The sequence below is a fragment of the Vreelandella sp. 2A-K22 genome (genome assembly GCF_054065485.1).
Genome location: NZ_JBSUGC010000012.1, coordinates 98793 through 120522, shown reverse-complemented (window position 1 = coordinate 120522; position 21730 = coordinate 98793). Strand labels below are relative to the sequence as shown.

At 57.5% G+C, this 21730-nt stretch carries 18 protein-coding genes; 17 read left to right on the top strand and 1 reads right to left on the bottom strand.

Going from position 1 to position 21730, the window contains the following annotated elements; translation table 11 throughout:
• Window positions 1-83: 83 nt before the first annotated feature.
• The 4 genes from ACW17M_RS16735 to ACW17M_RS16720 all read left to right on the top strand — a co-directional run bounded on the left by ACW17M_RS16735 (window position 84) and on the right by ACW17M_RS16720 (window position 5487).
• Window positions 84-1079: an arabinose ABC transporter substrate-binding protein gene (locus ACW17M_RS16735; RefSeq protein ID WP_022521932.1), complete on the top strand. Its 996-nt coding sequence runs from the start codon at window positions 84-86 to the stop codon at window positions 1077-1079.
• A 28-nt stretch (window positions 1080-1107) separates the two neighbouring features.
• On the top strand, window positions 1108-2601 hold the full coding sequence (gene araG / locus ACW17M_RS16730; protein ID WP_457547803.1) for an L-arabinose ABC transporter ATP-binding protein AraG: 1494 nt from the start codon (window positions 1108-1110) through the stop codon (window positions 2599-2601).
• A gap of 65 nt (window positions 2602-2666) precedes the next feature.
• Entirely contained in the window at window positions 2667-3677 is a 1011-nt protein-coding gene (gene araH, locus ACW17M_RS16725) for an L-arabinose ABC transporter permease AraH (protein ID WP_009287512.1), read from the top strand.
• Window positions 3678-3741: 64 nt separating this feature from the next.
• Entirely contained in the window at window positions 3742-5487 is a 1746-nt protein-coding gene (locus ACW17M_RS16720; protein ID WP_141440647.1) for an IlvD/Edd family dehydratase, read from the top strand.
• 43 nt (window positions 5488-5530) lie between these two features.
• Here ACW17M_RS16720 and ACW17M_RS16715 read toward each other — a convergent pair whose 3' ends face one another.
• The gene (locus tag ACW17M_RS16715; protein WP_233974359.1) at window positions 5531-6757 is read right to left on the bottom strand and encodes an ROK family transcriptional regulator; all 1227 of its coding nucleotides are present in this window, start codon (window positions 6755-6757) and stop codon (window positions 5531-5533) included.
• Window positions 6758-6969: 212 nt separating this feature from the next.
• Between ACW17M_RS16715 and ACW17M_RS16710 the strand changes: the two genes are divergently transcribed.
• The 13 genes from ACW17M_RS16710 (at window position 6970) to ACW17M_RS16650 (ending at window position 21657) form a co-directional block, all read left to right on the top strand.
• On the top strand, window positions 6970-8481 hold the full coding sequence (locus ACW17M_RS16710; RefSeq protein WP_190374614.1) for a sugar ABC transporter ATP-binding protein: 1512 nt from the start codon (window positions 6970-6972) through the stop codon (window positions 8479-8481).
• Complete coding sequence (locus tag ACW17M_RS16705; protein WP_223828102.1) at window positions 8474-9499, top strand: ABC transporter permease; 1026 nt, start codon at window positions 8474-8476, stop codon at window positions 9497-9499. The genes ACW17M_RS16710 and ACW17M_RS16705 overlap by 8 nt, the downstream gene beginning before the upstream one ends.
• Window positions 9500-9613: 114 nt before the next feature.
• On the top strand, window positions 9614-10579 hold the full coding sequence (locus ACW17M_RS16700; RefSeq protein WP_041159273.1) for an ABC transporter substrate-binding protein: 966 nt from the start codon (window positions 9614-9616) through the stop codon (window positions 10577-10579).
• Window positions 10580-10679: 100 nt separating this feature from the next.
• Complete coding sequence (locus ACW17M_RS16695; RefSeq protein ID WP_027956952.1) at window positions 10680-11735, top strand: sugar phosphate isomerase/epimerase family protein; 1056 nt, start codon at window positions 10680-10682, stop codon at window positions 11733-11735.
• A gap of 22 nt (window positions 11736-11757) precedes the next feature.
• On the top strand, window positions 11758-12921 hold the full coding sequence (locus tag ACW17M_RS16690; RefSeq protein ID WP_457547802.1) for a Gfo/Idh/MocA family protein: 1164 nt from the start codon (window positions 11758-11760) through the stop codon (window positions 12919-12921).
• A gap of 43 nt (window positions 12922-12964) precedes the next feature.
• Window positions 12965-13735 carry an SDR family NAD(P)-dependent oxidoreductase gene (locus tag ACW17M_RS16685; protein ID WP_022521945.1) on the top strand — a complete coding sequence of 257 codons (771 nt, stop codon included), beginning with the start codon at window positions 12965-12967 and terminating at the stop codon, window positions 13733-13735.
• Between the two features lie 45 nt (window positions 13736-13780).
• A complete protein-coding gene (locus tag ACW17M_RS16680; protein WP_457547801.1) occupies window positions 13781-15070 on the top strand; it encodes an ABC transporter substrate-binding protein in 1290 nt (429 codons plus the stop codon).
• A 66-nt stretch (window positions 15071-15136) separates the two neighbouring features.
• Complete coding sequence (locus tag ACW17M_RS16675; RefSeq protein WP_009287517.1) at window positions 15137-16069, top strand: carbohydrate ABC transporter permease; 933 nt, start codon at window positions 15137-15139, stop codon at window positions 16067-16069.
• On the top strand, window positions 16066-16893 hold the full coding sequence (locus ACW17M_RS16670) for a carbohydrate ABC transporter permease (protein ID WP_008959441.1): 828 nt from the start codon (window positions 16066-16068) through the stop codon (window positions 16891-16893). Before ACW17M_RS16675 ends, ACW17M_RS16670 begins: the two co-directional genes overlap by 4 nt.
• Window positions 16894-16906: 13 nt before the next feature.
• A complete protein-coding gene (locus tag ACW17M_RS16665; RefSeq protein ID WP_141440656.1) occupies window positions 16907-18538 on the top strand; it encodes a glycoside hydrolase family 43 protein in 1632 nt (543 codons plus the stop codon).
• A 4-nt stretch (window positions 18539-18542) separates the two neighbouring features.
• Entirely contained in the window at window positions 18543-19598 is a 1056-nt protein-coding gene (locus ACW17M_RS16660; RefSeq protein WP_457547800.1) for an ABC transporter ATP-binding protein, read from the top strand.
• A gap of 67 nt (window positions 19599-19665) precedes the next feature.
• Window positions 19666-21072, top strand: coding sequence for a sugar porter family MFS transporter (locus ACW17M_RS16655; RefSeq protein ID WP_141440658.1), 1407 nt, complete (start codon window positions 19666-19668; stop codon window positions 21070-21072).
• Window positions 21073-21357: 285 nt separating this feature from the next.
• A complete protein-coding gene (locus ACW17M_RS16650) occupies window positions 21358-21657 on the top strand; it encodes a hypothetical protein (protein WP_414727629.1) in 300 nt (99 codons plus the stop codon).
• The last annotated feature ends 73 nt before the right edge of the window (window positions 21658-21730 follow it).

Below are 21730 nucleotides of genomic sequence, written 5' to 3'. Positions count from 1 at the left end.
TCATCATTACTATTACCAACCGTCAGTGGTTAGTAATCAAAAATATCAATAAAAACAACTCTCAAAATAGCAGGAGTACAACAATGAAATTGACGACAACATTTACCCGTTTAGCACTTGGTAGCGCGATTATGCTGGCCTCACTAGGGTCAGTACAGGCCCAGGAAGACGAGGTGAAGATTGGCTTTATCGTTAAAAAGCCGGAGCAGGCGTGGTTCATTAACGAACAGGAGGCGGCTACTGAAGTAGGCGAAGAGCTCGGCTTCGAAGTGGTACGCCTTGGCGGCGAAGATGGCCAAGAGGTGCTTAGCGCTATTGATAACCTCTACTCCCAAGGCGCTGAAGGGTTCGTAATCTGCCCGCCAGACGTACGCTTGGGGCCAGCGATTATGAACCGTGCTAACCAGTACGGCATGAAAGTAGTCACTGTGGATGACCAGTTTGTTAACTCAAGCGGTGAGCCCATGGAGGGCGTGCCGCACCTGGGTATGTCGGGCACCAAAATTGGGCGTCAGGTGGGCGAAGCCATTAACGCCGAAATGGAAGCGCGCGGCTGGAACCCCGAAGAGGTAGCCGCGCTGCGGATCACCAACAACGAACTGCCGACCGCCGTTGAGCGTACCGACGGCGCCACCGAGGCGCTGATAGCCGCGGGATTCCCAGAAGATAATATTTTCGACGCGCCTCAGCAGAGCACCGATACCAGTGGGGCTTTCTCTGCTGCCTCGCCGGTGCTTTCCCAGCGTGGCGATTATGAGCACTGGGTGATCTATGCCCTTAACGAAGAGAGCGTGCTCGGCGGTGTTAGGGCGACCGAGCAATATGGCTTAGCGCCGGAAGATGTGATCGGCGTGGGTATCAATGGCTCCGGCGCCGCCTTTGCCGAGTTTTCCCGGGATAACCCCACTGGCTTTCACGGTACGGTAGCGGTGAGCTCCACCATGCACGGCCGTCAGACTGCTGAAGATCTCTACCGCTGGATTAGCGAGGATCAAGAGCCACCGGCCAATACCGAAACCTCCGGCACGCTAATGACGCGGGAAAACTGGCAGGAAGTGCGCGCCGCACTTGGTCTGTAACGGTAAGTCTCTGCGGGAGTATTGAAGCATGTCTGATGCTTATCTACGGTTCGACGCGATTAGTGTCGTTTTCCCCGGCGTGCGCGCGCTGGATGGGGTGAGTTTCTCCGCCCACGCCGGTCAAGTGCATGCCTTAATGGGCGAGAACGGCGCAGGTAAATCCACCTTGCTCAAGGTGCTAAGCGGCGTTAACCGGGTGGCCGAAGGGGCACTATGGATCGATGGTCAGCGCCACGTATTCAGCAACGCCCGGGAGGCGCTGCGGGAAGGCATCGCGATTATCTACCAGGAGTTGACGCTCTCGCCCAATATGTCGGTGGCCGAGAATCTGCTGCTGGGCCAACTGCCCACACGGCAGGGGTTTGTTAACCGCCGCGAGTTAAAACAAAAAGCCCTGGCGATTCTGGCTGATCTTGGCGAGGGGGAGATTCACCCCTCGGCCAAGGTGCGCGAGCTCTCCATCGGCCAGCAGCAGATGATCGAGATTGGCCGTGCGCTGCTGCGAGACGCCAAGGTTATCGCGTTCGATGAGCCCACCAGTAGTCTCTCTATTCAGGAGATTCGCCAGCTAAAACGTATCGTCCAACGACTGCGTGATGAAGGGCGGGTGGTGCTCTACGTGACGCATCGCATGGAGGAGGTGTTTGAGATGTGCGATGCGGTCACCATCTTCCGCGATGGCCAGCATATCCGCACCCATGAGGATATGTCGGCACTCAATCACGACCTGTTAGTGAGTGAAATGGTCGGCCGGGATATCGACGATGTTTACGGCTACCGCCCGCGCACACAGGGCGATGTGGTCTTGAACGTGGAAGGAATCCACGGGCGCGGCCTCAAGGCGCCGGTGAGTTTCTCCGTCAAACGCGGGGAAGTCTTCGGGCTGTTTGGTCTGGTGGGCGCGGGGCGCAGCGAACTGCTGAGGCTGATCTGCGGGGTCGAATCGCCCAAGGCCGGCAGCGTACAGTTCAACGGTGAATCGCGACGTTTTAAAAGCCCTGGCGAGGCGATACGCGCCGGTATTGCCATGTGTCCAGAGGATCGTAAATCCCAGGGTATTTTCCCGGTGGCCAGCGTGGCTGACAACCTCAATATCAGCTGCCGGCGCTTTTTCAAACGCTGGGGCATGTTTCGCCACCCCGGCCGTGAGCGGCGCAATGCCGAGTCGTATATCCAGCAACTCAGTGTCAAGACACCGGGGCCACGTACGCCGATCGGCAAACTTTCCGGCGGCAACCAGCAGAAGGTGATTCTAGCCCGCTGGCTTGCCGAGGAGATTGATCTGTTTGTGATGGACGAGCCGACCCGAGGCATCGACGTCGGCGCACGGCGGGATATTTACTCGCTACTTTACGATTTGGCCGAACAGGGCAAAAGCGTGGTGGTGATTTCCAGTGACCTGGCAGAAGTCAGCTCCATCTGTGACCGCATCGCGGTGATGCGCGACGGTGAACTGGTGGACATAGTGCCGCGGGAATCGGCTACGCCGGAACGCCTGCTGGGCTTGGCGCTACCTGCCTAAGTGTCAGCTTTTTTTAAGGTTTTCAAGATATTCGTTCTTAAGAGAACAAGTTCAGGACAACAACCATGACAACTAATAATGCAACCCAAGGCGAGACTGCGCCTGCCCGCCCGGCGGGCCGGCAGGGGCTGATCAAGCCACTGCGCACGCTGCTGGATACCTCAGGGCTGATTGCAATTTTCTTGCTGCTGTTTGTGGCCCTGGCGGTACTCATCCCGGACTTTCTGACCGGCCGCAACATGGTTGGGCTACTGCTCTCGATCACCCTGATCGGCAGTTTGGCCACCACCATGATGCTGGTGCTGGCACTGGGTGAGGTGGATCTCTCGGTGGCCTCTACGGTGGCCTTTGCGGGGGTGGTCGCAGCGGTGGTGACTTCCAGTACCGGTAGCGTGTTTATCGGCGTGATCGGTGGCATTGTCGCTGGGGGCGCGGTGGGCGCTTTTAACGGCCTGGTAATTGCCAAGTTCGGTATTAACTCGCTGATTGCCACCCTGGCAGCAATGGAGTTTGTACGCGGGCTGGCCTATATCACCTCCGGCGGCGACGCGGTAATGATCACCGTGCCGGGTTTCTTTGACCTGGGCAGTGCCTCGTTCCTCGGCCTAACCCTGCCGGTCTGGACCATGCTGGCCTGTTTCGTGATCTTTGGTGTGGTGCTCAACATGACCGCTTTCGGGCGCAATGTGCTGGCCACCGGGGGAAACTCGGAAGCCGCCGCGCTTGCCGGGGTTAATGTTCGCCGCCTCAAGATTATTGTTTTCGGCCTCCAGGGCGTAGTGGCGGGTGTCGTCGGTGTACTGCTAGCTTCACGCATGGGGCTGGGCGACCCCAATACCTCCATGGGCCTGGAACTGGCGGTGATTTCCGCCTGTGTGCTGGGCGGTGTGGCGCTATCCGGCGGCGTTGCCACCATTACCGGTGTGGTGGTCGGTGTACTGATCATGGGTTGTGTCCAGAACGCCATGGGGCTGCTCAACGTCCCCACCTTTTACCAGTACCTGGTGCGTGGCGCGATTCTGCTGCTGGCGGTGATGTTTGACCGCTGGAAACAGACCCGTCGTCAGCGGGCCTGACGCTTAAGCCGTTACCCCTTTATTAGTTGGTCACTTTTTTTCCGGTTTGTACGGAGGCTTTGTTATGTCTGATCGTCAGCGCCCATTACGCTCTGCCCAGTGGTTCGGCACCGCCGATAAAAACGGCTTTATGTACCGCAGTTGGATGAAGAATCAGGGCATTCCTGACCATGAGTTTCAGGGCAAACCGATCATCGGTATCTGCAACACCTGGTCGGAGCTCACTCCTTGCAATGCGCACTTTCGTAAGTTGGCGGAGCACGTGAAGCAGGGCGTGCTGGAGGCGGGGGGCTACCCGGTGGAGTTCCCGGTGTTCTCCAACGGCGAATCCAACCTGCGCCCCACCGCGATGTTTACCCGCAACCTGGCCAGCATGGACGTGGAGGAAGCGATTCGCGGTAATCCCATCGATGCGGTGGTGCTGCTGGTGGGCTGCGACAAAACCACCCCGGCGCTACTGATGGGTGCGGCAAGCTGCGACATTCCCACCATCGTGGTCACCGGCGGGCCAATGCTCAACGGCAAGCACAAAGGTAAGGATATTGGCTCCGGCACCGTGGTCTGGAAGCTCTCCGAGCAGGTCAAGGCGGGTGAGATTTCACTCCACGACTTTATGGCCGCCGAAGCGGGCATGTCCCGTTCTGCGGGCACCTGCAACACCATGGGCACCGCCTCCACCATGGCCTGCATGGCGGAATCCCTGGGCACCTCGCTACCCCACAATGCGGCGATCCCTGCGGTAGACTCTCGCCGCTACGTGCTGGCACACCTTTCGGGTAACCGGATTGTCGAGATGGTCAACGAAGACCTGCGGCTCTCCAAGATCCTTACCAAGGAAGCTTTCGACAACGCCATCCGTACCAACGCCGCCATTGGCGGCTCCACCAATGCGGTGATTCACCTCAAGGCGATTGCCGGACGGATTGGTGTGGATCTGACCCTGGACGACTGGAGCCGAGTGGGGCGCGGCACGCCCACGGTGGTCGATCTACAGCCCTCGGGGCGGTTCTTGATGGAGGAGTTCTACTACGCCGGTGGCCTGCCCGCGGTGCTTAGACGCCTGGGCGAGGCCAACCGGCTGCCCTTCAAGGACGCCTTGACCGTCAACGGCAAAACCCTGTGGGAGAACGTCCAGGATGCCCCGCTGTACAACGACGAAGTGATTCGCCCGCTGGATAATCCGCTCACTGCGGACGGCGGCATCTGCGTGGTGCGCGGCAACCTGGCCCCCAACGGTGCGGTGCTCAAGCCCTCAGCAGCCACGGCCGAGCTGATGCAGCACCGAGGTCGTGCGGTGGTGTTCGAGGACTTCGACGACTACAAGGCGCGCATCAACGACCCGGACTTGGACGTGGAAGCCAATGACATACTAGTCATGAAGCACTGCGGCCCGCGGGGTTATCACGGCATGGCGGAGGTGGGCAATATGGGCCTGCCGCCCAAGATCCTCGCCCAGGGCATTACCGACATGGTGCGCATCTCCGACGCCCGCATGAGCGGCACCGCCTACGGCACCGTGGTACTGCACGTAGCGCCCGAAGCCGCTGCCGGTGGCCCGCTGGCAGCAGTACGCAACGGTGACTGGATCGAGCTCGACTGCGCAAGCGGCCGGCTGCATCTGGAACTCAGCGATGAAGAACTGGCCTCGCGCCTGGCCGAAAGTGACCCCACTGCCGCCTCAACGCTGATTGCCAGCCAGGGCGGCTACCGCCAGCTGTATATCGAGCGGGTGCTCCAGGCGGACGAAGGCTGCGACTTCGACTTCCTGGTCGGCTGTCGGGGTTCTGATGTGCCGCGGCACTCGCATTGATCGCTTTCCCGGCGCTAGCGGATCGCAATCCACCCCAATCTGGCTAAGCTTCGCGGGCGGTTTGGCTATCTAACAGCGTCTGGGCATCGGTAGCGTTTAGCGCCATGGTGATGCCTCCCATGCAGGTCATGTCGCGATCCCAGGCGCAGTGTTCGATGCGGGTGGTGCCCATCAGTTCGGCCACCAGGGCATCGTCAATGGCGGTGTGCATGGCGGCTTGCATGGCGTCAAAGCCGCGCACGCCGGAGCCGGTAATCAGCACTAGATCGGGGTTAAAGAGCGCCATCACATTGGCAATGCCGAACCCCAACGCCCGCCCAGCCTCGGCGTAAATACGCTGGGCTGTCGGGTCGCCTTTTAATGCCAACTGTGTCAGCGCCTGCATCTGCTGCTCTGAGGGGTGTGCGCTGTCGCCGGAGGGAAGCGCTAAATGATCGGCGGCGGCGCGATAGAGCGCATAATCGCTAGTGTAAGCTTCAATGCAGCCCCGTCGCCCGCAGGCGCACAGGGCGCCATCGGGTTGGTATTTGCTGTGCCCAAACTCCGCCGCTGAGCCATTGGCACCTAGAAAGGGCACGCCGTTAATCAATACCGACATACCGATACCGTAGCCCAGCATAATGACCACCAAGTTTGGGCAGTCTGCATAGGCGGGCTGTGCCGCTAGAACGCTGGCGATGCAGTTGGCATCGTTTTCCAGCAGTACGCTGCAGTGAAAACGCTCCGCTAATCGCGTCGATATCGGTGCGTTACGAAAGCTTAAAGCAGGGGACCAGATAATCGTACCGCTTTGCGACGAGACTACCCCCTGCACTGCCAAACAGATCCCCGCCAAGCGTTGAAATCCCTTTAGCTGTTGCGTGCAAACAGTGCTGATCTTCTCTTCCAGCAGCGCTTCCAGGTCGTCGGCGCTCAGCGTCAGGGTGGGCACCGCGTGGTGCTCGCTATGGCGTACCTGGCCCGAAAAATCCCCCACTACCAACTGGATCTCATTGATCGATAGCTTGATGCACACCACGCAGGCGGCATTAGGGTCGAGTTCAATCAAGGTTTTTGGTCGGCCACGCCCGGTGGGGCGGGGTGTTTCGGGTGGCCGTTCCGTGATCAACCCCTGCTGGAGTAGTTCGGCGCTGATCGAGGTGACGGTGGCAGAGCTAATGCCATTGAGTGCGCCTAGGTCGATGCGTGCCACCGATCCTTGGTCACGCAGAGTGCGTATCACCGCCAGGGTGTTGTCGAGGCGGCTAGTATCAGTCGACGGAAGGGCCATAGGGTCGCCGTTATAGTTCGTGTTGAAAAAAAGCAGTGCTGCACATTGCTGAGCGCTCTCATCGTGGGGTGTGAGCGCAATTGTCAAAATACGACCTAAGTTGCATATGCAAATATTTATTTTAGCACCTAAAGTAAATCAAGCATCAACCTAAATCAATCGATGTTGATAAGCCCCCAACACAATAACAACAGACTTCATCAGGTGGCCTCATGCTGTTATCAGCGCGCAAACTCTGCCGCTCGTTTGGCGAAAACCAAGTGTTATTCGACGTTGATCTCGACCTGCAGGCGGGCGAAGTGCACGCCTTGCTGGGTGAGAACGGCGCCGGTAAATCGACCTTGGTAAAAATCCTGGCCGGTTACCTTCGCCCCACCTCCGGTGAGGTCCTGGTGGACGGCAGCCAACGGCACTATCGCTCCAGCGGTGAGGCAGAGGCCGACGGCGTGGTGATGATTCACCAGGAGTTGGCACTGGCGGAACAGCTCAGCGTAGAGGAGAACATCTTCTTGGGCCGCGAACTGCGCCGTGGAGTGTTTCTGGATCGACGAGCCATGCGGGAACGCAGCCGGACGGCACTGTTGGAACTCGAAACCGACGTTGATCCACGCGCTCGAGTAAAAGACCTCAGCACCTCTGATCAGCAGATGGTGGAAATTGCCAAGGCGATCACCCGGGATGTGCGCGTGCTGATTATGGACGAGCCCACCGCCACACTGACGGAAAACGAAGTATCGGTGCTGTTCGCACTCATCGACCGTTTGCGCCAGCGTGGTGTGGCGATTCTGTATATCTCCCACAAGCTGCGTGAAATTGAGCAGATTGCCGACCGCGTGACGGTATTGCGCGACGGACATTTGGTCGATAGCGGCTCCATGACTGGACGCAGCAAGGAGGAGTTGGCACGGCTGATGGTGGGGCGTGAGATCACTGAAATGTACCCACCGCGTACGCATCTCCCCTCCGATGCGCCGGTGGTGCTGGAAGCGCGGGATATGGTGGTGCCCGGGGCCGTTAAACAGGCCAGCTTTACCCTGCGCCAGGGGGAAGTGTTGGGGTTTGGTGGCATCGTGGGCGCCGGACGCACTGCGCTGATCGAAGCGGTGCTGGGCCTACGCGGCAAAAGTGCAGGCCAAGTGCTGCGCAACGGCCAGCCGGTGGTGTTGCGCCACCTGCGTGATGCGGTGCATCAGCGGATTGCCTATTTGACTGAGGATCGAAAAGGCAAAGGCCTGGTGCTCAATATGGATTTGCGTTCCAACGTTACGCTGCTCAATTTGCGCGCTCACTGTCACCCCTTGATCGACCGCCGCCGCGAGGAGCAAGCCTTCCAGCAGGCCATCCAGCGCTTTGATATCCGCCTGCGCACGGCGGCGCGTACCGCTGCCGAACTCTCCGGCGGTAACCAGCAGAAGCTGCTGCTCGCCAAGGTGATGTCCATTGCCCCTGAAGTCGTGATTATCAACGAACCGACCCGGGGCATCGATGTAGGAACCAAGCACCAGATCTATCACTTTATCCATGAATTAACCGAGGCGGGCTGCTCGGTGATATTGATCTCTTCAGAAATGGGCGAGCTGATCGGCCTTTCCCACCGGGTGGCGGTAATGTGCGCCGGGGTACTTACCGGGGTGCTTGAAGGCGAGCAAATAAACGAACACGAAATCATGCAGTACGCATCCGGCATTAAGGGAGCAGAGGTCGATGAGCAGCGTCATGGCTAATAACAAAACGACTAATAAAGCAGCTAACCAAATGATCAAGCAAAAAGGCTTCGCCATAGACCTGAAAACCTGGGGGCCCTTTGTAGCACTGGTGGTTCTGGCGCTACTGGGTGTGCTGATTAATCCGGCTTTTTTGGGGCTGGATAATCTCTCGAACATGCTCACCCGCAGTGCCTTTATCGGCATTATTGCCATCGGCGCCACCTTCGTGATTACCGCCGGCGGGTTGGATCTTTCGGTAGGGGCGATGGCGGCCTTTATTGCCGGGGTGATGATTATTTTGATGAACAGCCTCGTCGAGCAGTTTGGCGCCGGGCTGACCACCGTGCTGTTCGGCGTGGGTGCCTCGCTGCTGCTGGGGCTGTGCGCTGGCTTTATCAACGGCATGGTGACTACCAAAGGCAAAATTGAGGCGTTTATTGTCACCCTCGGCACCATGGGGATTTACCGCTCACTGGTCACGTACCTCGCCGATGGCGGCACCCTCACCCTGGACTGGGCAGTGCGTGATATCTATCGGCCGATGTATTACGGCAGCTTCCTGGGCATCACCATTCCGGTCTGGGTGTTTCTATTTGTCGCCATTGTTGGCTACATCCTGCTCAACTACACCCGCTTCGGGCGCTACTGCTTTGCCATCGGCTCCAATGAAAAAGTGGCCGAATACAGCGCTATTCACGTCGATCGCATCAAAACCATGACCTACATGCTGCAGGGTGTGTGCGTGGCCTTGGCGACAATTATCTATGTGCCCCGGCTGGGCTCTGCATCGGGTGCCACCGGGGTACTCTGGGAGCTGGAGGCGATTGCCGCGGTGATCATCGGCGGCACCATGCTCAAGGGCGGGCATGGGCGTATCTGGGGCACGGTGGTGGGCGCCATCATGCTCACCATGATTGGCAATATTCTCAACTTGACCGATGCCATTTCTAACTATCTCAACGGGACGGTGCAGGGGATCATCATCATTGTGGCGGTCTACCTGCAGCGTGCCTCGTGGAGAAAAGCAGCGCCTTAAGGCACTGAAACGAATGTAAAAACCAGGAAAACGTTCGCAACATCAACCCTTAGCAGCTCGCAACACAGCAAGTAAAAACAGCAAAACAATTACAAACACGAAAGGAGCATCACTATGCGAACCATCAAGACAGCAGTGAAGGCCTGCGTCACTACTGCAGCACTCACTTCAGCAATAGGGCTCTCCGGCGCCGCGGTTGCCCAGGAGTACACCATCGGTGTCTCCATTCCCGCCGCCACCCATGGTTGGACGGGGGGCGTTAACTACCATGCCGAAGAGGCCAAAAAACGCCTTGAGGCGCTCTATCCTGACATTGAGATCACCATCTCCACAGCAGGCACGGCCGGCGAGCAGGCCAATGATCTAGAAGACTTGGTGTCGCTGCGCAACATCGACGCGCTGGTGGTGCTGCCGTTTGAGTCTGGGCCACTGACCGATCCGGTGCGCCGGGTTAAAGAGTCCGGGGTGTTCGTCACCGTGGTAGATCGAGGCCTGACGGAAGAGGGGATCCAGGATCTCTATGTAGCGGGGAATAACCATGAACTAGGCCGCGTTTCCGGTGAGTACATCCGCGAACGCCTTGATGATCAGGGCGACATTGTGGTGCTGCGCGGTATTCCCACGGTGATCGACGATGAGCGGGTGCAGGGCTTCCAGGAAGCGATCGAAGGCTCCGAGGTCAACATCCTCGATATGCAGCATGCCAACTGGAACCGTGATGATGGCTTTGAAGTGATGCAGGACTACCTATCGCGCTTCGACAATATCGACGCCGTCTGGGCCCAGGATGACGATATCGCGCTAGGGGTAATTGAAGCAGTGCGCCAAGCGGATCGTGAAAACGAGCTGTTTATCGTCGGCGGGGCGGGCATGAAGGACATTATTAAACGGGTGATGGATGGTGATGAGCTGGTGCCAGTGGACGTGTTGTATCCACCTGCCATGATCGCCACCGCCATGGACCTGACCGTACAGCACTTTGTCTCCAATGGCCCGGTGTTGGGTGAGTACATTCTAGGCTCGCCGCTGATTACCCAGGAGAATGCCGAGCAGTACTACTTCCCCGATTCGCCGTTCTGACCGCGTATTGATTGCGTAGTGATTAATAGGCGCGGGTAAAAGCACCACTCCTTCCCGCGCCTACCCAAGCACTTAATCCAAACGATATTGAGAGAGTCCTATGAAAACAATCAAAGGGCCAGCGCTCTTTCTCGCCCAGTTCGCCGGTGATGAAGCCCCCTTTAATAGCCTCGACAGCATTGCTGCTTGGGCGGCGGGGCTTGGGTATCAGGGCGTGCAGATTCCCAGCTGGGATGCACGCATGATCGATCTCAAACGTGCTGCCGAGAGCCGCACCTACTGCGATGAGATCAAAGGCACACTGGCCGAACACGGCTTGGCGCTCACCGAACTCTCCACCCATCTTCAGGGCCAGTTGGTCGCCGTGCATCCCGTTTATGACGAGATGTTCGACGGCTTCGCGGTGCCCGAAGTGCGCGGAAATCCCAAGGCGCGCCAGGCCTGGGCGGTTGATCAACTAAAGCTGGCCGCCAAGGCATCGCAAAATCTCGGCCTCACCGACCACGGCACCTTTTCCGGGTCGCTGGCGTGGCCGTTCATCTATCCCTGGCCCCAGCGTCCGGCGGGTTTGGTCGAGACGGCGTTCGACGAGTTGGCGAATCGCTGGCGGCCGATTCTGGATGCATTTGATGAAGCGGGCGTGAACCTCTGCTACGAGATTCATCCCGGCGAAGACCTGCACGACGGTATCACCTTTGAGATGTTCCTTGAGCGGGTCGGTAACCACCCCCGCTGCCACATCCTTTACGATCCCAGCCACCTGATCCTGCAGCAGCTCGACTACCGCGGCTTTCTGGACGTGTATCGCGACCATATTCAGATGTTTCACGTTAAGGACGCCGAGTTTAACCCCAGCCCCAAGCAGGGCGTTTATTCCGGCTATCAGTCATGGACAGAGCGCGCGGGGCGCTTTCGCTCCCTGGGCGATGGCCAAATCGACTTCAAGTCGATCTTTTCCTGGATGGCGGCCAACGACTATCACGGCTGGGCGGTGCTGGAGTGGGAGTGCTGCTTGAAGCATCCGGAAGTCGGCGCCCGTGAAGGCGCAGCCTTTATTCGCGACCACATTATTGAGGTCACCGAGCGGGCGTTTGATGACTTCGCTGACGGCGGCTCCGACGAGGCCGCCAATCGCCGCATTTTGGGTCTTAATTAACCAAAGGGGAGGGCAATACGACATGAGCAATCAACACGACACGCCGCGTCGGCTGCGCCTGGGCATGGTCGGCGGTGGCCAAGGAGCGTTTATCGGCGGGGTGCACCGCATCGCCGCGCGGTTGGATGACCATTTCGAACTGGTTGCCGGGGCCTTTGCCTCTGACCCTGATCGCAGCCGGGCCGCCGCCGCGGAGCTGCACGTTGACGCCGAACGCGCTTACCCCGACTACCAGACCATGGCCGAAGCGGAGCAGCAGCGGCCGGATGGCATCGATGTGGTCGCCATTGTGACCCCCAACCATGTTCACTTCGACGTAGCGCGCACCTTTTTAGAAGCGGGTTTTCACGTCATCTGCGACAAGCCGATGACGATCACCCTGGACGAGGCGCAAACCCTCGCCGAGCTGGTGGAACGGACGGGGCTGTTCTTCGGTTTAACCCATAACTACTCCGGCTACTCGCTGGTACGCCAGGCGCGTGAAATGGTCGCCAAGGGTGAGCTGGGTGACCTTCGCGTCGTCCAGGTGGAGTACCCGCAAGATTGGCTCTCCACCCGCCTGGAAGAGAGCGGCGTCAAGCAAGCTGAGTGGCGCACCGATCCCAAACGCAGCGGCCCGGCAGGTTGTTTGGGTGATATCGGCACTCACGCCTACCACCTAGCGCGCTATGTGACCGGCCTGCAACTGGAGTCACTCGCCACCGATATGCACACCTTTGTCGAAGGGCGAGCGTTGGATGACAACGTACATATGCTGCTGCGCTTCAAGGGCGGCGCGCGGGGCATGCTGTGGTCTAGCCAAGTCGCGCCGGGCAACGAAAACGGTCTGCAGCTCCGCGTTTATGGCAGCAAGGGTGGCCTTGCCTGGCGCCAGGAAACGCCCAATCAGCTAGTGCATTCGCCACTGGGAGAGCCGCCACGGATATTGACCCGCAACGGCCCTGGCCTGGGCGAAGCTGCCATGGCGGCTGCACGCATTCCACCGGGGCATCCGGAAGGCTATCTCGAAGCCTTTGCCCAGCTCTATCGCGATTTCGCTGTGCAAATTCACGCCCATCAACGGGGTGAGCGCGCTGAGGCGCTGGCGTTGCAAACCCCGGGAGTCGCCGACGGTGTCGATGGTCTTACGTTTATTACCCGCGCGCTGGCCTCGTCCGCTGCCGGTGGGCAGTGGGTGGATATTTAAAACGCGGTTAAAGCACGCCTAAAAGAGAAAGGTGGGAAACAATATGAATCAGCACTCAGCGCGCTATACAAGCCTTGAACAGCGTGTGGTCTTTATTACCGGCGGCGGCAGCGGCATTGGCGCCTCGCTTACCCGAGCCTTTCACCTTCAGGGCGCGCGGGTGGTGTTCGTCGATATTAACGATGAGGCCAGCGAAGCGCTGGTCGAAGAGCTCCGCGCCGAGACCGGCGAGGCACCGCACTACCACCACTGCGACATTCGCGATGTGGCCAGCCTACAGCAGGTTATCGCCGAGACCGGCCAGCACCTCGGGCCAATCCATACCCTGGTCAACAATGCTGCCAGCGATGATCGTCACGCCTGGCAGGATGTGGATGTTGCTTATTGGGATGAACGTATGTCGCTCAACCTGCGGCCGATGTTCTTTGCTGCCCAGGCAGCGGCAAAACAGATGATGCAAACGGGCGGTGGCTCGATCATTAATTTTGGCTCGGTCAGCGTGCAGATGGCGTTAGGCGGTTTGCCCGCTTATGTGACTGCCAAAGCGGCCGTGCACGGTTTGACCCGCAGCCTGGCCCGGGAACTGGGCGAGCACAATATTCGCGTTAATACACTGGTGCCCGGCTCGGTGATGACCGAGCGGCAGCTCGAAAAGTGGATTAGCCCCGGCGACGAAGTCGCCATTCAACAACGCCAGTGCCTAAAAATGCGCCTTGAACCCCAGCATATCGCCCCCGCGGTGCTGTTTTTAGCCAGTGCCGAAAGCCAGGCCATCACCGCTCAGGAGTTGGCGGTAGACGCGGGCTGGGCTTGATGGATGATTCAACAGCAAGCTTTAAAATAACATTAGGAGAATTTCATGCACGTATCTAACAAATACAACGTGCCCTGTTCACGCCCTCGTCACTTAGCGCTGGTTGTTGCCGCTGTTGCTGCTTTGGGGTCAGTAACCGCAGCCGCCGATACCACGGTGACGGTGCTAAGGATTGAAAGCAGTAGCGCTGAAAAACGCTACTACGAGGAAGTGGTTGCCGCCTATGAGGCGGAGCACCCCGACGTTAATGTCGAGTTCGAATACCTTGCCAACGAGGCGTACAAAACGCGCCTGCCCACTATGCTGCAGTCCAGCCAGCGCCCGGATATCTATTACACCTGGGGCGGTGAGGGGTTGCGCGATCAGGTGGATGCGGGGTTTGTCCGCGACCTGAGCGAGCCGATGCGCGATGGCTGGCAGGATATCTACCCAGAATCTGCAGTACGCGCCTTCACCCTGGATGATCGTGTCTATGGCGCGCCGCTCTACGCCACGGTGGTGGGTATCTGGGCGAACACTGCCCTGACAGAAAAGGCGGGAGTTGATGCGCAAGCGATCAAGACCTGGGAGGATTTTGAAAACGCCGTGATGGCGCTGCGGGAAGAGGGCATAACGCCGCTGGTGGTCGGTGGCCAGGATGGCTGGCCGCTGCATTTCTATTGGGGCTCTTTAGTCACCCGCCTGGCCGGTGGCGAGGGCATCGAAGCGGCGAAAAATGGTGAAAACGGCGGCTTTGAAGGCGAGCCCTTTGTACGCGCTGGCGAGATGCTGCAGTCGCTGGTTGAGCTTGACCCTTTTCAGCCCGGCTTTATGGCCACTTCCTACGAGCGCGCCAGCGGCATGTTTGGCGATGGCGAGGCCGCCTTCCACGTGATGGGCGACTGGGATTATCTTCCTTCCAAACAGCGCTCAGTGAGTGGAGAGGGTGTCCCGGATGATGACTTGCTGTTTGTCCCTTTTCCAGAGGTCGAAGGTGGTGAGGGCAACGCACAGAGTTTTGGCGGGATGAACGGTTTTGCTGTCACCCGTGATGCGCCCGATGAAGCGGTCGATTTCCTGCGTTTTTTGCTCAATGCCGACAACCAGCGTAAAGCCGCCGCGACAGGCATCTTTGTGCCGGTTGCCGAGGGCTCAGCTGAAGCCCTTGAAACGCCCTATGCCCGCCGCGTTGCAGAAATTCTTGATGAGTCTGAGTTTCATCAGGTGTTTCTGGATCAAGCGCTGGGTACGTCTGTCGGTGCGACGATTAATGATATCAGCGGAGATTTGGCGCAAGGCGTTGTGACGCCCGCAGAGGCCGCAGCCCGGGTCGAAGAGGCCTGGCAATTTAGATGATCCATCTCTTGTGAGGGCACAAGCGATGCTGCTTGTGCTTATTCTTGCTCTGGCTCGGAGTTTGCCATGACCACGCTTGACCGAACCGCCGTGCCGCGGAGAGGGAATGCTGACCGGGTGAAGAAAGGTTTGGTGAGCGGTAAATTCACCGCGCTATTAATCCTGCTTCCACCGGCGTTAATCCTTTTTTCGCTGTTCGTCATTCTGCCACTAGCGGATGCCGTCTATTACAGCGGTTTCTCCTGGAATGGCTACGGTGCGCCCAGTGACTTTGTCGGCTCACAAAATTATCAGCGCCTGCTCGATCACTCGGTGTTTCATACCGCGCTGTGGAATACCGCCAAACTGATACTGGTATCACTACTGATTCAGATGCCCCTGGCACTGGGGTTAGCACTGTTGGTGTACCGTAAAACACCCACCAATACTCTGTTTAGGCTGGTGTTTTTCCTGCCCTACATCTTGGCGGAAGTGGCCGCGGGGCTCATCTGGAGCTTTGTTTTTGACGGCGACTACGGCATTACCAGTTCGCTGTTGCATGCCATGGGCCAGGAGTCGGTATATGTACTGGCCGACCACCAGTGGGCGTTTCCGGCGATTATGACCGTGATCGTTTGGAAGTACTTTGGTTTCCATATGATGATCTACATTGCCGCCCTGCAGGGCGTGCCCAAGGATCTGGTTGAAGCCGCCAAGCTTGAAGGGGCTAAACCCCGCCAAGTGGCGCTTTTTGTACAAATCCCGCTGATTAAGCATGCCATCGTGGTGAGTGGTTTCTTTGCCATTATCGGTTCGCTACAGATTTTCGACATTATTATCCCGATGACCAACGGCGGCCCCTCTAACTCGACTCATACCATCGTTACCTACCTGTACAGCTTCGGTCTCTCACGGCTCAATATTGGCTTTGGTAGCGCCGCTGCGGTTGTGCTGTTTGTGCTCGCTATCGGAATTGCTTTCTTCTACCAACGCACCACCGGCAAGGGGAGTAAGGCATGAAAAGTATCACTACCCGTAACACCCTGCGCGTGATCATTCTGATCGTGGTAGCGAGCGTGGTGATCGGCCCCCTGTTAGCGGCGTTCTTCGGTGGCTTCAAGGGGAATTCAGAGCTGCGTACCAATCCGCTGTGGCTGCCTGATAGTTGGGATGCCGGCAATTACATCGGCATCCTGCTGGACGGCAATTTCTGGCGCTATTTGGGTAATTCTTTTTTCATCTCGTTAATGACGGTGTTTTTAACCCTGGTGGTGGGGGCCGCAGCGGCTTATGTGTTTTCGCAGATCCGCTTCTTCGGCGCCAAGATGATCCTCTCCTATCTGCTGCTCGGCCTGATGTTTCCCTTTGCGGCGGCCATTCTGCCGCTGTTTATCAAGGTGCGGGATTTGGGCCTGCTGGATACCTACTGGGCGGTGATCCTGCCCCAGACGGCTTTTGGTTTGTCGTTAGCCATCCTGCTCTTTAAGGCTTTCTTCGACCAACTGCCCAAAGAGCTTTTTGAAGCGGCCTACGTCGATGGTTGTAGCTATTTACGCTTCTTCTGGTCGTTCACGCTGCCCCTCTCGACCCCCATTCTGGCCACGGTGGGCGTGTTTGTCTTTGTGCAGAGCTGGAACAACTTTCTACTGCCGTTAGTGGTGCTCAACGACCGCTCTATCTACACCTGGCCGCTGGGCATGATGCAGTTCCAAGGGGAGTACCTGACCCAGTGGAACATGATTTTAGCCTTCGTGACCTTGACCATCATACCGGCGGTTATTTTCTTTCTCGCCGCCCAGAAGTACATCGTGGCTGGCCTGACCGGCGGCTCGGTTAAGGGATAAAGGAGAATCCATAATGAACGATGTTATTCATAACCCGATTCTGGCCGGGTTTAATCCTGACCCCTCTATTTGTCGGGTAGGCGACGACTATTACTTGGCCACATCGACCTTTGAGTGGTACCCAGGCGTTCAGATTCATCACTCCCGCGATTTGGCTAACTGGGCACTGGTGACGAGGCCCTTGAACCGTGCCAGCCAACTAGATATGCGCGGTAATCCAGACTCATGCGGCATCTGGGCGCCCTGCTTAAGCTACGCCGACGGGCTGTTCTGGCTGGTCTATACCGACATGAAGCGTTATGAGGGGAACTTCAAGGATGGACATAATTACGTGGTGACAGCGCCGCGTATCGAGGGGCCCTGGAGCGATCCGGTCTACCTGAATTCAAGTGGCTTTGACCCTTCTCTGTTTCACGATACCGATGGTCGAAAGTGGTTGATCAACCTGCAGTGGGATTATCGCCAGCACGAAGGGCGGGATCGTTTCGGCGGAATAGTGCTGCAACAGTACGATCCTGAGCAACGCCGCTTGGTGGGCGATATCACCAATATTTTCGCCGGTACCGAAATGAAGCTTACAGAAGGTTCGCATCTCTACTGGCGCGATGGTTGGTACCACCTCTTGGTGGCCGAGGGCGGCACGGGTTACCAGCATGCGGTGACCATGGCGCGTTCCAAAACGCTGACAGGCCCTTACGAGGTACATCCCAACAATCCACTTCTGACGAGCCGACATGATCCTGAAAACCCGCTACAGCGTGCGGGCCATGCGGATTTGGTCGATAGCCCTGAAGGCCATAGCTCTGAAGGTAATAGCTACCTGGTGCATTTATGTGGCCGCCCCTTACCGGGTACCCGGCTTTCACCGCTGGGGCGCGAGACCGCTATTCAGCAGGTGGAGTGGGGGGCTGATGGTTGGCTACGGCTCGCCAATGGAGGCAATACCCCGGCGTTAAAGGTCGCCGTGAGTGGCGTTACACAAAAGCCCCCTGCGCAGGAGGAGCACTACGATTTTGAAACAGACACGCTGCCCGCTGCGTTTCAGTGGCTGCGCACCCCCTACCCTGAACGGCTCTTTTCACTTACCGAGCGGCCCGGCTACTTGCGCCTGTTTGGCCGTGAGTCGGTCGGTTCCTGGTTTGAGCAGGCGTTAGTGGCCCGGCGCCAGGACAGCATTTACTGCAGTGCCGAAACGACACTCACCTTTGAACCCGAGGATATTCAGCAGTTTGCCGGGCTGATCGCCTACTACAACCGCTTCAAGTTCCATTATTTAGCGGTGACCTTGAACGATGCAGGCGACAAGGTGCTCAGCATTATCAGTTGCCTGGATGATTGGCCGAACGGCAACTTGAGTATCGCCGAACAAGGCATCCGCATTGAACCTGATGCCACGATTCGGCTTGGGCTGGATATCCACGCCCGGGAGTTGCGCTTTCGCTATGCCCAAGGTGGCGAGGAGTGGCAGCCGATTGGGCCCGCATTAGACGCTGGCCTGCTCTCCGACGAAGGCAGCGGTCGTGCCCACGGCTATTTCACCGGCAATTTTCTAGGAATGGCCGCCCACGACATTAGTGGACGCGGCACCCCCGCCGATTTCCAGGCGTTTTGCTATCGCCGCGCCCCTCTTTCAGAGACGAGATAAGCTCATGGCTGAAGTAACACTACGCGACATCGAAAAGACGTTTCATGGAAAAACCACGGTAATCCCTGATTTAAATCTGCATATCGAAGATGGCTCTTTCACTGTGCTGGTTGGGCCTTCTGGCTGCGGAAAATCCACCTTGCTGCGCATGATTGCGGGCCTGGAGACTGTGACTCAGGGCACGATCACTATCGGCGGGGAAGACGTTACCACTGCCGAGCCGAGTGACCGGGACATTGCCATGGTTTTCCAGTCCTACGCGCTTTACCCGCACATGACGGTCGCTCGCAATATCGACTTCGGCATGCGGCTGGCAAAAGTGCCCAGCAAAGAACGGGAAGCCAAAGTGGCTGAGGCCGCGCGCTTGCTCAATCTTGAGGATCTGCTCGAGCGTAAACCCGCCGAATTATCCGGTGGGCAGCGCCAGCGGGTGGCCATTGGCCGTGCCATTGTGCGCAGCCCCGGCGTATTTCTGTTCGACGAGCCGCTCTCTAATCTGGACGCTTCGTTACGCAACCGCATGCGGGTCGAGTTGGCCGAACTGCATCAACGGCTCGATACCACCATGGTGTATGTCACCCACGATCAGGTCGAGGCGATGACCCTGGCCGACTGCATTGTGGTGATGAACGCCGGGAAGATTGAGCAAATGGGCAAGCCCATGGCGCTTTATCAACGCCCCGAAACGCTGTTTGTGGCGGGTTTTATTGGCTCGCCGAAAATGAACTTAATCGAAGGGCCGCTAGCGGCGGCCTATGGCGCCACCACCCTAGGCATCCGGCCCGAGCATCTAGAGGTAAGCCGTGATCGGGGTGAGTGGAAAGGGCGTGTGCGGTTCATCGAGAAGCTCGGCGCTGACGCCTTTGCCTATGTGGACAGCGAGCAGGCCGGCCCGCTCACCGTGCGTCTCTCCGGCGATGTCGAACTGAGTAATGGCGACACGCTGTTCATTACTCCGCAACAGACCCAGCTTCACGCGTTCGATGCCGGCGGACAGCGGCTGCCTGACGACGCGGTTCACCAACGCTCAACCAGTCGCGAGAGCACGCTACACCATTAGCTACTACCAATTTTCCAGCCATCAATAGGCACAAAAACGCTCAATAACAAAGCCAAGGAGCTAGACAATGACAACACAAAGAACGCTAAGCCGCTCATCGTATATCTTGGTGATCTGTTGTATTGCCGCCATCGGCGGTTTCCTGTTTGGTTTCGACAGTGGCGTGATCAACGGCACGGTGGATGGCCTACAGGCCTCTTTTAACTCCGATAGCGCAGGCACTGGTTTCAATGTGGCGTCGATGCTGCTGGGCTGCGCGATCGGTGCTTTTTTTGCTGGTCGTCTGGCGGATCGCTTTGGCCGTCGCACGCTACTGATCGTGGCGGCGGTGTTCTTCCTGATTAGTGCCTGGGGCTCAGGCGTTGCCGGTAGTTCTATGGAGTTTGTGTTGTATCGCATCCTCGGTGGGCTTGCCGTAGGCGCCGCCAGCGTGATGACCCCGGCTTATATCAGTGAAGTAGCGCCGTCTGCTTACCGTGGGCGACTAGCTACCATTCAGCAGGTGGCGATTATCTCTGGCCTGTTTATGGCCTTTCTGAGTAATTACGTATTGGCCTATGTGGCGGGCTCGGCCATGTCAGAGCTATGGTTTGGCTTCGCAACCTGGCGCTGGATGTTCTGGATTGAATTGATACCGGCTTCTGTTTTCCTGGTGGCATTGCTGTTTATTCCTGAAAGCCCGCGCTATCTGATCAGCACCGGTAAGCAGGGTGAAGCCCGCCGTGTGCTTGGGTTAGTAATGCCTGAGCGTGATGTCAGCAGCAAAATTGATGAAATTAATACCACCCTGGATCAAGATCACAAGCCACGGTTGAAAGATGTAATCAACCGTTCCACGGGCAAGATACATGGCATCGTCTGGGTGGGTATTGGCTTGGCGGTTTTCCAGCAGTTGGTGGGCATTAACGTCGTTTTCTACTATGGCGCAGTGCTATGGCAGTCAGTGGGTTTCTCCGAAGGCGATGCGCTACTCATCAATGTGATCTCTGGCGCCGTGAGTATTGGTGCCTGCCTGCTCGCCATTGCGCTGATCGACAAAATCGGTCGCAGGCCGCTGCTTTGGGGTGGTTCGGTTGGCATGGCGGGGACACTGGCGTGCCTCTCCTATGCGTTCTCTACGGCGACCATGGTGGATGGCAGCCTACAGTTAACGAGTGACATGGGCGTATTTGCGCTGCTGTGCGCCAACCTTTATGTGCTGTTTTTTAACGCCTCGTGGGGGCCGGTGATGTGGGTCATGCTGGGTGAAATGTTTCCCAATCAAATGCGTGGCTCGGGGCTGGCGATTGCAGGCCTTTTCCAGTGGCTAGCCAACTTCGGTATCACCATGACCTTCCCTATCATGCTGGCATCTATTGGCTTGTTTGGGGCCTACGGGTTTTATGCGATCAGTGCCGTTGCCTCTGTCTTCTTTGTTATCTACTTCGTCAAAGAGACGCGCGGTAAAGAGCTTGAAGAAATGGCTTACGAGTAAGTCACTATGTTGCCCCGATGGCCTGATTCATCGGGGATCATGTGCCTATTTTAAACAGTGTAAGGCTAGTTTTTATTAATAAAATCAAAGGGTTGGTGTGTGTTTAAAACATATAGGCAATTGTTTAACAATGATTTTTATTAACTATTGGCACAGGCTGGCACGGGGGCTGCAATGAAGTAAGTAAGAGTGGAGCAGGAAGGACGACCTGACGCTCTTACCCATTAAACCCAGTGCGATGCTCGCACCGATGTTTAAGTAGCAACGTTTGATAGGAGCAGTATCATGATGAAGACGGAATCTCTCAAGAAACTTGGCATCCTAGGTGTATCATTTGGCCTGATGGCCAGCCCACTTGCGTTTGCTCAAGTGGACAGCAGTGACGAGTACGAAGAACCGACCCCGCAAGAAGAAACGACGCAGGATGATCAAGGTACCTACAACAGCTACGACACTGAGCAAGATAAAGGTTCGGATGTAGGCACTGAGTATGAAGAGGAAGAGCAAGAATTCACTTACGAAGAAGAGGAAGAGGAGCAAGAAGTACCTGCCACCGATGAAGAGGAGGATGATTCCGGCTGGTAATTGCAATCTTTAAGGAATAACTTTTCTCGGGCTCAAGGATGAGTCGACAGATGCCCCGCCAACTGCGGGGCAT

Excerpts from the sequence above, each read along its gene's own strand:
- ACW17M_RS16675 (WP_009287517.1), top strand. The coding sequence starts at position 15,137 with ATGACCACGCTTGACCGAACCGCCGTGCCGCGGAGAGGGAATGCTGAC.
- ACW17M_RS16705 (WP_223828102.1), top strand. The coding sequence starts at position 8,474 with ATGGCTAATAACAAAACGACTAATAAAGCAGCTAACCAAATGATCAAG.
- ACW17M_RS16650 (WP_414727629.1), top strand. The coding sequence starts at position 21,358 with ATGATGAAGACGGAATCTCTCAAGAAACTTGGCATCCTAGGTGTATCA.
- ACW17M_RS16710 (WP_190374614.1), top strand. The coding sequence starts at position 6,970 with ATGCTGTTATCAGCGCGCAAACTCTGCCGCTCGTTTGGCGAAAACCAA.
- ACW17M_RS16660 (WP_457547800.1), top strand. The coding sequence starts at position 18,543 with ATGGCTGAAGTAACACTACGCGACATCGAAAAGACGTTTCATGGAAAA.
- ACW17M_RS16700 (WP_041159273.1), top strand. The coding sequence starts at position 9,614 with ATGCGAACCATCAAGACAGCAGTGAAGGCCTGCGTCACTACTGCAGCA.
- ACW17M_RS16670 (WP_008959441.1), top strand. The coding sequence starts at position 16,066 with ATGAAAAGTATCACTACCCGTAACACCCTGCGCGTGATCATTCTGATC.
- ACW17M_RS16685 (WP_022521945.1), top strand. The coding sequence starts at position 12,965 with ATGAATCAGCACTCAGCGCGCTATACAAGCCTTGAACAGCGTGTGGTC.
- ACW17M_RS16695 (WP_027956952.1), top strand. The coding sequence starts at position 10,680 with ATGAAAACAATCAAAGGGCCAGCGCTCTTTCTCGCCCAGTTCGCCGGT.
- ACW17M_RS16715 (WP_233974359.1), bottom strand. The coding sequence starts at position 6,757 with ATGGCCCTTCCGTCGACTGATACTAGCCGCCTCGACAACACCCTGGCG.
- araG (WP_457547803.1), top strand. The coding sequence starts at position 1,108 with ATGTCTGATGCTTATCTACGGTTCGACGCGATTAGTGTCGTTTTCCCC.
- ACW17M_RS16735 (WP_022521932.1), top strand. The coding sequence starts at position 84 with ATGAAATTGACGACAACATTTACCCGTTTAGCACTTGGTAGCGCGATT.
- araH (WP_009287512.1), top strand. The coding sequence starts at position 2,667 with ATGACAACTAATAATGCAACCCAAGGCGAGACTGCGCCTGCCCGCCCG.
- ACW17M_RS16665 (WP_141440656.1), top strand. The coding sequence starts at position 16,907 with ATGAACGATGTTATTCATAACCCGATTCTGGCCGGGTTTAATCCTGAC.
- ACW17M_RS16720 (WP_141440647.1), top strand. The coding sequence starts at position 3,742 with ATGTCTGATCGTCAGCGCCCATTACGCTCTGCCCAGTGGTTCGGCACC.
- ACW17M_RS16655 (WP_141440658.1), top strand. The coding sequence starts at position 19,666 with ATGACAACACAAAGAACGCTAAGCCGCTCATCGTATATCTTGGTGATC.
- ACW17M_RS16690 (WP_457547802.1), top strand. The coding sequence starts at position 11,758 with ATGAGCAATCAACACGACACGCCGCGTCGGCTGCGCCTGGGCATGGTC.
- ACW17M_RS16680 (WP_457547801.1), top strand. The coding sequence starts at position 13,781 with ATGCACGTATCTAACAAATACAACGTGCCCTGTTCACGCCCTCGTCAC.